Raw genomic sequence first — 12,017 nt, 5'->3', positions numbered from 1 at the left:
TATTGATACTTGGCACTGACTTTCGGCACGCTGTTGAGTTCTCAAGGAGCGGACGCGCGGCGAACCAGACCCTCTCAGGTCGTCGTCTCCGGCTTGGTGTTGTCCTGCTCGGCGCTCGGTCCCGGCCTCGCGGTCGTTCCCGGCGCAGAGAGAAAGTTACGTGGCTCTGCGGGACGTGTCAAACCCGGGTCGGGTGACGCGCGCCACCTGCCCGAGACGTGGCCGTCACCTGGCGTTCACACGCCACGGACGCCCGCTCCGCGAGGCCGGCGACCGCCCAGCTCAGACGGCCGGACCGGCCCCGGGGCAGTGCACGCCGGCCACCAGCCGCTTGCCCTTCCGCAGCACCAGCCACCCCCCGGTCAACCAGCCCCCGGGGGCAGGTGCGGCGTCGGCGTCGGTGACCCGGACGTTGTTGACGTAGGCGCCACCCTCCTTGACCGTGCGCCGCGCGTCGGTCAGGGACGACGCCAGCCCCGCCCGCTGCAACAGGGCAGCGACCGACAGCGCAGGGTCCTCGACCTCGACCGCGCCGGCCTCGGTCAGGGCTGCGGTCAGCGTCTGCGGGTCCAGCTCGGTGAGCTCGGCCCGGCCGAACAGGGCCCGGCCGGCGGCCTCCGCCTGAGCCAGTTCCGCGGGGCCGTGCACGAGCCGGGTGAGCTCCTCGGCCAGCGCTCGTTGGGGTGCCCGGGACGCCGGGCGCTCCTCGGACTCCGCGATCAGCGCCGCCACCTCCTCGGCGGGGCGCTCGGAGAACAGCGGCAGCCAGGCCCGGGCGTCGACGTCGTCGATGTTGAGCCAGTACTGGAAGAACGCGTACGGGCTGGTGTGCTCCGGGTCCAGCCAGATGGTGGCGCCCTCGGTCTTGCCGATCTTCTTCCCGTCGGCCGTGGTGATCAGCGGTGTGGCCAGGGCGTGCGCCGACGCCCCCTCGGTCCGCCGCACCAGGTCCGTGCCCGCGGTGATGTTCCCCCACTGGTCGGAGCCACCGCTCTGCAACGTGCAGCTGTGCCGCCGGAACAGCTCGCGGAAGTCGTTGGCCTGCAGGATCTGGTAGCTGAACTCGGTGTAGCTGATCCCCGCGTCGGAGTTCAGCCGAGCAGAGACGGCCTCCTTGGCCAGCATCCGGTTGACCCGGAAGTGCTTGCCGAGGTCCCGCAGGAAGTCGATCGCCGACAGCGGCGACGTCCAGTCCAGGTTGTCCACGTAGATCGGCTCCCGCAGCCCCTCTTCGGCTGCCGGCAGGTCGAGGAACGGCGCCACCCGGCGGCGGATCCCGTCCACCCAGGTGGCCACCTGCGCGGGGTCGTTCAGCTGGCGCTCCGACGACGGCCGGGGGTCACCGATCAGCCCGGTCGCCCCACCGACCAGGACGATCGGCTGGTGCCCGGCCCGCTGCAGGGCCCGCAGCACCATGAACTGGATCAGGTGACCGACGTGCAGGCTCGCCGCGGTGGGGTCGAAGCCGCAGTAGTACGTGACCGGCCCCTCCGCGAGATGGGCGCGCAGCGCCTCCTCGTCGGTGCTCTGGGCGATCAGCCCGCGGCGGTGCAACTCGTCGATCACAGAAGGTGCTGAGGTCACGATCGCCCATCTTGCCTGGCAACCCGGCGCCGCGGCTTCCCGCCCGCCCGGAAGACGCTCACCGATGGAGCGTCGGTCTCCCAGAAGCGCCAGGGGAGCTCGGTGGCCACGCTGATCCCGACCCGGGGGCCGGTCGAGACGCCGGAGGGCGCACGGCCGGCGTGCAGTCGCACGGGTGAGGTGGGGTCGAGCAGGTCGGTGCCCCGGTCGTCGGGGCCGATGGCCAGCGCATGGGTGAGCCGGGCCGGACCGCGGGCCAGGTCCCGTGCGACCCGCGCGGCCGGCCGACGGGAGTGGGCCAGGGACTCCCCCAGCACCACCTCACCGGCGCGCATGAGCACCGCTGAGCCGCGACCGGCGGGGCCGACGACGACGTTGGCGCACCAGTGCACCCCGTAGCTGAAGTAGACGTACAGCCGGCCGGGCGGGCCGAACATGATCTCCGCCCGCGGGGTCGGGCCCCGATGGGCGTGCGACGCCGGGTCCTCCCCCTGCCCCGAGTACGCCTCCACCTCGGTGAGCCGCAGCGCGACCCGCCCGTCGGGCCGGTCGGTCACCACCCAGCACCCCAGCAGCGACCGGGCGACCTCGTCGACCGGCCCGAGCAGGTCGTCCTCGGTGAGGAGCGGACCCGGCCCGGGCCGGTCGGACGGCGGGAGGTCGGCGGCCACGGGGGCTAGAGGGCCCCGGCCACCGGTGACCACGACGCCCACTCGGTGTGCTGACGAGCGAGTTCGGACAGCGACCGGAGCTGCTCGGCGACCCGCTCCGGCGCGGTCCCGCCGCGGGCCTGCCGGGCCGCCAGGGCACCGGGGACGGTCAGCACCGACCGCACCTCCGGGGTGAGCCGTTCGTCGATGCCGGCGAGCTGGTCGTCGTCCAGCTCGTCGAGCTCGAGGCCGGCCTCCTCGCAGAAGGCGACCATCGAGCCGCTGATCTCGTGCGCGGACCGGAACGGGACGCCGTTGGACACCAGCCACTCGGCGACGTCGGTGGCCAGCGCGAAGCCCTGGGGGGCGGCGGCCTCGATCACCTCCGGGCGCAGGGTCAGGGTGGCCACCATCCCGGTGACCGCAGGCAGCAGCAGGAGCAGCTGCTCGACGGAGTCGAAGACCGGCTCCTTGTCCTCCTGCAGGTCACGGTCGTAGGCCAGCGGGAGGCCCTTCAGCATGGTCAGCAGCCCGGTCAGGTTGCCGACGAACCGGCCGGCCTTGCCCCGGGCCAGCTCGGCGATGTCCGGGTTCTTCTTCTGCGGCATGATCGACGACCCGGTCGCCCAGGCGTCGTCCAGCCGGGCCCAGCCGAACTCGGTCGACGTCCAGAGCACGACCTCCTCCCCCAGCCGGGACAGGTGCACGCCGAGCAGGGCCGCCACGAAGCAGAACTCCGCGGCGAAGTCGCGGTCGCTGACCGCGTCGATGCTGTTGTCGGCGGCCCGGTCGAAGCCGAGCTCCGCGGCGACGGCGTCGGGGTCCAACGCCAGCGAGGAGCCGGCCAGCGCGCCGGAGCCCAGCGGGCTGACCGCGGCCCGCCGGTCCCAGTCCAGCAGCCGGTCGACGTCGCGGGCCAGCGAGTGGGCGTGCGCGAGCAGCTGGTGGGCGATGAGCACCGGCTGGGCGTGCTGCAGGTGGGTCATCCCCGGGGCGGCGACGTCGCGGTAGCGCAGGGCCAGCCCGATCAGGGCGTTCTCCAGGGCAGCGAGCTCGCCCACCAGGCTGCGCACGTTGTGCCGCAGGTAGAGCCGCAGGTCGGTGGCGACCTGGTCGTTGCGGCTGCGGCCGGCGCGGAGCTTGCCGCCCAGCGGGCCGAGCTTCTCCAGCAGGCCGCGCTCGAGCGCCTCGTGCACGTCCTCGTCGGCCTCGATCGGGGCGAACGTGCCGTCGCCGACCTCGGCGGACAGCTCGGTCAGCGCGCCGATCATCCTGGCCAGCTCGTCGACGGTCAGCAGCCCGGCCCGCTCCAACACCCGGGCGTGCGCCCGAGAACCGGCCAGGTCGTAGGGGGCCAGCCGCCAGTCGACGTCGGTGGACTTGGACAGCGCCGCCATCGCCGGTGACGGGCCGCCCCCGAAACGGCCGCCCCACAGTCGGGTCTGGCTGCCGGCGTTGCCCTCGGTCACTCTGCGCTCACTTCCACGTCGGCGTGCAGGTCGGTGTCGTCCCCGTGCACCGGGTGGGCGCGCTCGGCGAGCGCGCGCAGCCGGTCCGCGAGCGCCGGGCCCCCGTGGGGGTCGCGCGAGACGACCATCAGAGTGTCGTCCCCGGCGATCGTGCCCAGCACGTCGGGGAGCCCGACCTTGTCCAGCGCCGAGGCGAGGAACTGGGCAGCGCCCGGGGGCGTGCGGACGACGGCGAGGTTGGCGCTGCCCTCGGCGCTGGTCAGCAGGTCGGCCAGCAGCCGGGTCAGCCGGGCCGGCGCGGACTGCGCCGGGCGCAGCGGGGCGTTCTCCGGCGGCAGCACGTAGGAGGCCGGCGCCCCGTCGGACCCGCGCAGCTTCACCGCGCCGAGCTCCTCCAGGTCGCGGGACAGCGTCGCCTGGGTGACCTCGACCCCGGACTCGGCCAGCAGGCGGGCGAGCTGGGTCTGCGAGGTCACCGGGCCGGCGGTGATCAGCTCGGCGATCCGGGCGTGCCGGGCGGAGCGGGTCAGCGCGGTGGTCACCCCGACCGCTCCAGCAACCACAGCAGCAGGGCCTTCTGCGCGTGCAGCCGGTTCTCCGCCTCGTCCCACACGGCGCTCTGCGGCCCGTCGATCACCGAGGCCGCGATCTCCTTGCCGCGGTAGGCCGGGAGGCAGTGCAGGACGACGGCGTCGTCTGCCGCTCGGGTCAGCGCCGGCTCGTCGACGGCGTACGGCACGAACGGGCCGGTCCGGGCGGCGTGCTCGGACTCCTGGCCCATCGACACCCAGGCGTCCGTCGCCAGCACGTCGGCGCCGTCGGCAGCGGCCGCCGGGTCGGCGGTCCACTGCACGGACCCACCGGTCTCCTTCGCGATCTGCCCCGCCCGGGTCAGCACGGCCGGGTCGGGCTGGAAGGCCTCCGGCGAGCCGATCCGCACGTGCATGCCGGCCAGGGCGCCGCCCAGCAGGTAGGAGTGCGCCATGTTGTTGGCCCCGTCGCCGAGGTAGCTGAGCGTGAGGCCGGCCAGCTGCGGCCGACGCTCGAGGACGGTCTGCAGGTCGGCCAGGACCTGGCACGGGTGGAAGGAGTCGGTGAGCGCGTTGACCACCGGGACACGGCTGACCGCCGCCATGGCGTCCATCCGCTCCTGGCCCGAGGTCCGCCAGACGATCGCGGCGACCTGCCGGTCGAGCACCCGGGTGGTGTCCTCCACCGACTCCCCGCGGCCGAGCTGGCTGGCCGCGCCGTCGATGACCAGGGGCTGCCCGCCGAGCTCGGTGACCCCGACGGCGAAGGAGAGCCGGGTGCGGGTGGAGGGCTTGTCGAACAGCACCGCGACGGTGCGCTGGGTGCCGTTGGCCGCGCGCAGCGGGGTGGGCGCGGCGGCGGTGTGCCGGCCGGCCTTGAGCTGGGCGGCCAGCGCCAGGACCTCCGCCTGCTCCGCCGGCGTCAGGTCGTCGTCCCGGGTGAGGTGCCGGACCGTCACTGGTCCGCCTCCTGGAGGGCGGCGTCGAGTGCGGCGGGGAGCGCGGCGACGAACGAGTCGAGCTGGGCGTCGGTGACGACGAGCGGCGGCGCCAGCCGGACGACGTCGGCGGCCACCCCGTTCACGAGGAACCCGGCCGCCCGCAGGTGGGTCTCGACCGCGGCGGCGACCGGTGCGGTGAGGACGACGCCGAGCAGTGCGCCCCGGCCCCGGACGCCGCTGATGCCCTCGTGGCCCAGCGCGTTGACGCCGGCGGCGACCCGGTGCTCGATCTCCTTGGCGCGCTCCAGCAGGCCCTCGTCCCGGATGGTGTCCAGCACCGCCAGTGCGGCGGCCGCGACGATCGGGTTGCCGCCGAACGTGGAGCCGTGCGAACCCGCGGTCATCAGGTCCGCGGCTGCGCCGAAGGCCAGCGTGGCGCCCAGCGGCAGACCGCCGCCGAGGGCCTTGGCCAAGGTGACGACGTCGGGCTGCAGGCCGTCGGCCTGGTGGGCGAACCACTGCCCGGTGCGCCCGCTGCCGGTCTGCACCTCGTCGACGGCGAAGAGGGCACCCGCGGAGCGGGCGGTCTCCGCGGCCGCGGCCAGGTAGCCGGGCGGGGCCGGCAGCACGCCGCCCTCCCCCAGCATCGGCTCCAGCAGCACCATCGCGGTCTGCTCGCCCACGGTGGCCGACAGCGCGTCGGCGTCCCCGTACGGGACGTGCTGCACGCCGCCGGGCAGCGGGGCGAAGGCGGCGGCCTTGGCCGGCTGCCCGGTGAGCGCGAGGGAGCCCATGGTGCGGCCGTGGAAGGAGCCGATCGCGGTGACCACCTCGGGCCGCCCGGTCAGCCGGCTGAGCTTGAACGCGGCCTCGTTGGCCTCCGCCCCGGAGTTGCAGAAGAAGACCCGTCCCGGCCGGCCGGCGAGCTCCAGCAGCCGCTCGGCCAGCAGCACCCCGGGCTCGTGCATGGCCAGGTTGGACACGTGGCCGAGCAGCTGCGCCTGGGCGGTGATCGCGTGCACGACCGCCGGGTGGGCGTGGCCGAGGATCGTGGTGGCGATCCCGCCGAGCAGGTCGGTGTACTCCCGCCCGTCGACGTCCCAGACGGTCGCGCCCGCGCCGCGGGCCAGCGCCACCGGCGGGGTCTTGTAGTTGCCCATCATCACGGCCGACCAGCGGGTGGCCAGCTCCTCGGTGTGCGTCATGGTGCGGTCACTCCCTCCGGTGTCGGTGCTGTGGTGTCGGTGCCGGCCGGGACGACCATCGTCCCGGTGCCCTCGGTGGTGAAGGTCTCCAGCAGCAGGGCGTGCGGCAGGCGCCCGTCGATGACGGTGGCCCGGCGGACCCCGCCCTCGACCGCCCGCAGGCAGGCGGCCATCTTCGGGATCATCCCGGCGTCCAGGGTCGGGAGGATCTCGGCCAGCTCGGTCGCGTCGATCTTCTGCACCAGCGAGTCGCGGTCGGGCCAGTTGGCGTACAGCCCCTCGACGTCGGTCAGCACGACCAGCTTCACCGCGCCCAGGGCGACGGCCAGCGCCGCGGCCGCGGTGTCGGCGTTGACGTTGTGCACCTGGCCGGAGGCGTCCGGTGCCACGGTGGCGACGACCGGGATGTGCCCGGCCTCGAGCAGCGCGGTGACCGGGGCGGGGTCGACCGCGACGACGTCACCGACCAGGCCGACGTCCACCGGCTCGCCGGCGATGATCGCGTGCGTGCGCTCGGCGGTGAACAGGCCGCCGTCCTCACCGGACAGCCCCACGGCCAGCGGGCCGTAGGAGTTGATCAGGCCGACCACCTCGGGGCCGACCTGCCCGGTCAGCACCATCCGGACGACGTCGATCGTCTCCTCGGTGGTGACCCGCAGCCCGCCGCGGAACTCGCTCTCGATGCCCAGCCGGCTGAGCATGCCGTTGATCTGCGGACCGCCGCCGTGCACGACGACCGGCAGGATCCCGCAGGTCCGCAGGAACACCATGTCCTCGGCGAAGGCGCGCCGGCACTGCTCGTCGACCATGGCGTGCCCGCCGTACTTCACCACCACGATCCGGCCGTGGAACTCCCGCAGCCAGGGCAGCGCACCGGTGAGGACGGCGACCTTGCGCGCGTCGCCCTCGGGGTCGTGCGTCCGCATGACCCGGGGGGTGCCCACCGAGCGCCGGGGCGGCGTGGTGGCGAGATCGGGGGCGACGTCGGGCGGGGTGGGGTCCTGCGCCGGGCTGTCGCTGCTGGTCGGGTCACTGGTCATGTCGAGTAGGCCGAGTTCTCGTGGACGTAGGCGAGGGACAGGTCGTTGGTCCAGATCGTGGCCTGCTCGCCGCCGGCCCGCAGGTCGACGTCGATCGTGATGGCCCGGCCGGACAGGTCCACGCCCTCGCGCGGATCGCCGATCGCCCCCGCGCGGCAGACCGTGACGCCGTTGATCGTCACGTCCACCTGGTCGGGCTCGAACGCCGCGTCCGTGGTGCCGATCGCGGCCAGCACCCGGCCCCAGTTGGGGTCGTTGCCGAACAGCGCGGTCTTGAGCAGGTTGTTCCGGGCGCAGGCCCGGCCGGCGGTGACCGCGTCGGCGACGCTGGCCGCGTTGCGGACGGTGATCGCGATGTCCTTGGTCGAGCCCTCGGCGTCGGCCAGCAGCTGCATCGCCAGGTCGGTGGCGGCCGCGGTGAGGGCGGCGGTGAACTCCTCCGCACTGGGCGTGACCCCGCTCGCGCCGTTGGCCAGCACGATCACCGTGTCGTTGGTGGACAGGCAGCCGTCGGAGTCCACGCGCTCGACGCTGACGCTGGTCGCCGCCCGCAGCGCCGGCTGGAGGACGTCGGCCGGCACGACGGCGTCGGTGGTGAGGACGACGAGCATCGTGGCCAGCGAGGGGGCGAGCATGCCCGCGCCCTTCGCCATCCCGCCGATGGTCCAGCCGTTCCCGGTCTGCACCGTCGTCTTCGGCACCGAGTCGGTGGTCATGATCGCCCGGGCGGCGTCCGGGCCGCCGTCGGCGGACAGCACCGCGACCGCGGCGCCGACCCCGGCGAGGAGCGTGTCCATCGGCAGCCGCATCCCGATCAGGCCGGTGGAGGCCACCGCGACGTCGACGGCACCGATCCCCAGTTCGGCCGCGACGTGCTCGGCAGTGGTGTGGGTGTCGGCGAAGCCCTCCGGGCCGGTGCAGGCGTTGGCGCCGCCGGAGTTGAGCACGACCGCGCGCAGCCGGTGGTCGGCGAGCACCTGCCGGCTCCACAGCACCGGGGCTGCCGGAAACCGGTTGGTGGTGAAGACGGCGGCCGCGGCGTCGTCCGGCCCGTCGTTGACGACCAGTGCGACGTCCGGCGCGCCGGTGGACTTCAGGCCGGCGGCGACGCCGGCGGCCCGGAACCCCTGGGGGGCGGTGACGGTCACGGTGCTACTCCGACGGTGGGGAGACCGGTGGTCTCGGGGAGGCCGAGGGCCAGGTTGGCGCACTGGAGGGCGGCACCGGCGGTGCCCTTGGTCAGGTTGTCGACGGCGGCGACCACGACCAGCCGGCCGGCGTCCGGGTCGACCGCGACCTGCAGCTGCACCGTGTTCGCGCCGAGCACCGCGGCCGTGGTGGGCCACTGGCCCTCCGGCAGCAGGTGCACGAACGGCTCGTCGCCGTAGGCCTCCTGGTACGCCGCCCGGGCACGGGCGGCGTCCACGCCGTCGGCCAGCGGGGCCGAGCAGGTGGCCAGGATGCCCCGGCTCATCGGCACCAGGGTCGGGGTGAAGCTGATCCGGACCGGCTCACCGGCGGCCTGCGCCAGGTTCTGCACCATCTCCGGGGTGTGCCGGTGGACCCCGCCCACGCCGTAGGCGCTCGCCGAGCCCATCACCTCGCTGCCGAGCAGGTGGGTCTTGGCGCTCTTGCCCGCCCCGGAGGTGCCGCTCGCCGCGACCACCACGACGTCCGGCGTCACCAGCCCGGCGGCCAGCGCCGGGGCCATCGCCAGGGTGACCGACGTCGGGTAGCAGCCGGGGACGGCGATCCGCCGGGCACCGGCCAGCTGCTCCCGCTGGCCGGGGAGCTCGGGCAGCCCGTAGGGCCAGTGGCCGGCGTGCTCGCCGCCGTACCAGCGGGCCCAGGCGGCCGGGTCGTTGAGCCGGTGGTCGGCGCCGCAGTCGATGACCAGCGTGTCGGCCGGCAGCTGGGCGGCGATCGCCGCGGACTCCCCGTGCGGCAGGGCCAGCACCACGACGTCGTAGCCGGCCAGAGCCGCCGCGTCACTGCCCTGGACCTCCAGGTCGGCGTAGGGCAGCAGGTGGGGCTGCAACTCCCCCAGGCGTCGGCCGGCGCTCGAGTTGGCATGCACCCCGGTCAGCCGGAGGCGCGGGTGCCCGGCCAGCAGCCGGCACACCTCACCCCCGGCGTACCCGGTGGCGCCGGTGACCCCGACCGTCCACGTCTGTTCGCTGTCCACGATGCATGACCATACCTGACCATGCATGACCGTGCAGTCCCAGGTGGGCCGGTGCGTGCCGGACCGCGTTCGCGGGCAGGGAGCGAACGGGCAGCCGCGCCCGTCCATCGCCGAGGAGGCCCCCACCTGTGAGCGTGTTCGACCGGATCATCGTCATCTTCAACCCGCACAGCACCGGCGAGGCACCGGAGTCGGCCGAGGAGCTGCGTGCCGAGCTGGCCGAGCGGCTCCCCGCCGTCCCCGTGGAGCTCTGCCCGACCCAGCGCGCCGGCCACGCCCGCGAGCTGGCCCGCGAGGCCGCCGCCACGGGGAGGCCACTGCTCGTCTCGGTGAGCGGGGACGGCGGTTACAACGAGGTCGTCGACGGCGTGATGCAGGCCGGCAACCCGGACGCCGTCTGTGCGGTGCGGGCGGCCGGCAACGCCAACGACCACCGCCGGACGACGCGCGAGCACCACCTGGCCGACGCGATCGTGGCCGGCGACGTCCGGCGGATCGACCTGCTGCGGCTCACGCTCGGCAGCGGCAGTGACGCCCAGGTGCGGTACGCCCACTCCTACATCGGGGCCGGGCTCACCCCGGTGATCGCGGTCGACATCGAGAAGGGCGGCAAGGGGTCGTGGCGGGAGGCGCTCTCGGTGCTCCGCGGCTTCACCGGCTTCCGGCCCTTCCCGATCCGCCTGGAGGACGGCGAGGAGCGCACCATCGACAGCCTGCTCTTCGCCAACATCGCCCAGATGGCGAAGGTGGCCACGCTGAGCGAGGGCGCCCGCCCCGACGACGGCCGGTTCGAGGTGATCGCCCAGCGGCGGACCGGCAAGCTCCAGGTCCTGGCCACCGCGCTGCGGGCCGCGACCCGGGGGCTGGGCCGGCAGCCGAGCGCGACCCACTACGCCTTCACCACCCTGGTCCCCATGCCGCTGCAGCTGGACGGTGAGCTGGTGGAGCTCGAGGCCGACACGTTGGTCACCGTGGACATCGCGCCACGGGCGCTGGCCACCGTGTTCTGACGCGCGGGACCCGCGGGGGTCCCAGGTCGCGAGGTGGTGACGCCGCCCGTGGGCCGGCCGATCCGCGACAGGCTGGTCCGGCTGACGCCGCAGCGCAGCAGCCGACCGAGAGGAGATCCGGCCATGGACGAGAGCAGCCTCCCCGTCCCCGCGACCTACGACAGCTGCGGGCACGTCCAGGGCCCCTTCTTCCACGGCACCAGGGCAGCCCTGGTGGCCGGTGTCCAGCTGGTCCCCGGCCACGGCTCGAACTTCCAGGAGGGCCGGGTGTCCAACCACGTCTACTTCACCGCGCTCGTGGACACCGCCGCCTGGGGCGCGGAGCTGGCGGCTGCACTCGCCGGTGACGGCGAGCCGGGACGCATCTACGTCGTGGAGCCCCTGGGCCCGTTCGAGGACGACCCGAACGTGACCGACAAGCGGTTCCCGGGCAACCCCACCCGGTCCTACCGCACCCGCCACCCGCTGCGCGTCGTCAGCGAGCTGGACAGCTGGCAGGGGCACGACCCGGAGGCGCTCCAGGGGATGCTGGACCACCTGGCACTGCTCCGGGCGGAGGGCCGGGACGTCATCGAGGACTGACCGTCCGTGCCCGGCCGTCCACCGATGAGTCGGGCCGTCGCCACCGGTCTGACCGGCATGACACAGACACGGACCACCACGCTGACCCAGCTCGCCGTGACGATGTTCTCCGTCAGCGACCAGGACGCCGCCCTGGCCTTCTACACCGACGTGCTCGGCTTCGAGGTGCGCGGCGACGAGCGCTTCGGCGAGGACGGCACGGACCGCTGGCTGGAGGTGGCCCCGCCCGGCTCCTCCGCCCGGCTGGCGCTCAACCCGCCGATGGGCGGCTCCCCCGGCGGCGGCGCCATCGGGGTCGAGTCGACCGACGTGCTCGCCGAGCACCGCCGGCTCGCCGCCCGCGGGGACGTCGACGTCGACCCGGTCCCGACCCGGGTGCCCGGCGCGCCGCTGCTGTTCGCGGTCCGCGACCCCGACGGCAACTCGATCTGGGTCGTCGAGGAACCGGCCTCCTGACGGTCGCCGCACAGCCGGTCCTCGGACTGCTGAGGGCGTTCTGTCAGCAGGGCCGTGCAGAGTCCCCCGTGCCCGGCGAACGACGCCGGGCAGGGGAGGAACACCGCCATGCACGAGGTCCAGCAGCAGCCGTCCGGCGGGATCGACCTGGTCGAGGAGGACGGCGTGACCGTGCTCCGGTTGTGCGGCGAGGTCGACAGCCTGGTGGTCGAGGCGTGGGACGCCGGCGGGCCGCGTACCCCCGGCGCGGGCGCCGTCGACCTCTCGGCGGCCACCTTCCTGGACGGCCGGGCGTTGCGGCTGCTGGTGCGGGAGACCGAGCAGGCCCGCCGGGCCGGGGGGCTGCCCGAACTCCGCCGGCCCTC

13 protein-coding genes are annotated in these 12,017 nt (G+C 74.4%); 4 read left to right on the top strand and 9 right to left on the bottom strand.

The window, feature by feature from the left end; translation table 11 throughout:
- Positions 1–282 precede the first annotated feature (282 nt).
- From tyrS to argC, 9 genes are read right to left on the bottom strand one after another with little or no spacing between them, the layout of a single operon-like run.
- The gene (tyrS, locus tag IN07_RS14090) at positions 283–1,566 is read right to left on the bottom strand and encodes a tyrosine--tRNA ligase (protein WP_036336561.1); all 1,284 of its coding nucleotides are present in this window, start codon (positions 1,564–1,566) and stop codon (positions 283–285) included.
- Positions 1,567–1,580: 14 nt separating this feature from the next.
- A complete protein-coding gene (locus tag IN07_RS14085) occupies positions 1,581–2,255 on the bottom strand; it encodes a DNA-3-methyladenine glycosylase (protein ID WP_156119196.1) in 675 nt (224 codons plus the stop codon).
- A 5-nt stretch (positions 2,256–2,260) separates the two neighbouring features.
- Complete coding sequence (argH, locus tag IN07_RS14080) at positions 2,261–3,703, bottom strand: argininosuccinate lyase (protein ID WP_036336559.1); 1,443 nt, start codon at positions 3,701–3,703, stop codon at positions 2,261–2,263.
- Positions 3,700–4,245 carry an arginine repressor gene (locus IN07_RS14075; RefSeq protein WP_036336557.1) on the bottom strand — a complete coding sequence of 182 codons (546 nt, stop codon included), beginning with the start codon at positions 4,243–4,245 and terminating at the stop codon, positions 3,700–3,702. The genes argH and IN07_RS14075 overlap by 4 nt, the downstream gene beginning before the upstream one ends.
- A complete protein-coding gene (gene argF / locus IN07_RS14070) occupies positions 4,242–5,192 on the bottom strand; it encodes an ornithine carbamoyltransferase (protein WP_036336556.1) in 951 nt (316 codons plus the stop codon). Before argF ends, IN07_RS14075 begins: the two co-directional genes overlap by 4 nt.
- Positions 5,189–6,379, bottom strand: a complete 1,191-nt coding sequence (locus tag IN07_RS14065; protein ID WP_036336554.1) for an acetylornithine transaminase — start codon at positions 6,377–6,379, stop codon at positions 5,189–5,191. The genes argF and IN07_RS14065 overlap by 4 nt, the downstream gene beginning before the upstream one ends.
- Positions 6,376–7,419, bottom strand: a complete 1,044-nt coding sequence (gene argB / locus IN07_RS14060; RefSeq protein WP_081975412.1) for an acetylglutamate kinase — start codon at positions 7,417–7,419, stop codon at positions 6,376–6,378. The genes IN07_RS14065 and argB overlap by 4 nt, the downstream gene beginning before the upstream one ends.
- The gene (gene argJ / locus IN07_RS14055) at positions 7,416–8,567 is read right to left on the bottom strand and encodes a bifunctional glutamate N-acetyltransferase/amino-acid acetyltransferase ArgJ (RefSeq protein ID WP_036336552.1); all 1,152 of its coding nucleotides are present in this window, start codon (positions 8,565–8,567) and stop codon (positions 7,416–7,418) included. The genes argB and argJ overlap by 4 nt, the downstream gene beginning before the upstream one ends.
- Entirely contained in the window at positions 8,564–9,604 is a 1,041-nt protein-coding gene (argC, locus tag IN07_RS14050) for an N-acetyl-gamma-glutamyl-phosphate reductase (RefSeq protein WP_036336550.1), read from the bottom strand. Before argC ends, argJ begins: the two co-directional genes overlap by 4 nt.
- Positions 9,605–9,732: 128 nt before the next feature.
- Between argC and IN07_RS14045 the strand changes: the two genes are divergently transcribed.
- The 4 genes from IN07_RS14045 to IN07_RS25825 all read left to right on the top strand — a co-directional run.
- Positions 9,733–10,614, top strand: coding sequence for a diacylglycerol/lipid kinase family protein (locus IN07_RS14045; protein ID WP_036336548.1), 882 nt, complete (start codon positions 9,733–9,735; stop codon positions 10,612–10,614).
- Positions 10,615–10,737: 123 nt separating this feature from the next.
- Positions 10,738–11,196 (top strand): NAD(+)--rifampin ADP-ribosyltransferase, encoded by a 459-nt coding sequence (gene arr, locus IN07_RS14040; RefSeq protein WP_036336546.1) that lies wholly within the window; start codon positions 10,738–10,740, stop codon positions 11,194–11,196.
- A gap of 57 nt (positions 11,197–11,253) precedes the next feature.
- Positions 11,254–11,652 (top strand): glyoxalase superfamily protein, encoded by a 399-nt coding sequence (locus IN07_RS14035; protein ID WP_036336595.1) that lies wholly within the window; start codon positions 11,254–11,256, stop codon positions 11,650–11,652.
- Positions 11,653–11,706: 54 nt separating this feature from the next.
- The coding region (locus tag IN07_RS25825) for an STAS domain-containing protein (protein WP_231558371.1) at positions 11,707–12,017 on the top strand (311 nt) is incomplete at its 3' end.

It is taken from the genome of Modestobacter caceresii, from assembly GCF_000761485.1.
Taxonomy (GTDB): domain Bacteria; phylum Actinomycetota; class Actinomycetes; order Mycobacteriales; family Geodermatophilaceae; genus Modestobacter; species Modestobacter caceresii.
This window is presented reverse-complemented; position numbering and strand designations above follow the sequence as displayed.

Coding starts and splice junctions, on each gene's coding strand:
- IN07_RS14065 (WP_036336554.1), bottom strand. CDS start 6,379: ATGACGCACACCGAGGAGCTGGCCACCCGCTGGTCGGCCGTGATGATG.
- argB (WP_081975412.1), bottom strand. CDS start 7,419: ATGACCAGTGACCCGACCAGCAGCGACAGCCCGGCGCAGGACCCCACC.
- arr (WP_036336546.1), top strand. CDS start 10,738: ATGGACGAGAGCAGCCTCCCCGTCCCCGCGACCTACGACAGCTGCGGG.
- IN07_RS14035 (WP_036336595.1), top strand. CDS start 11,254: ATGACACAGACACGGACCACCACGCTGACCCAGCTCGCCGTGACGATG.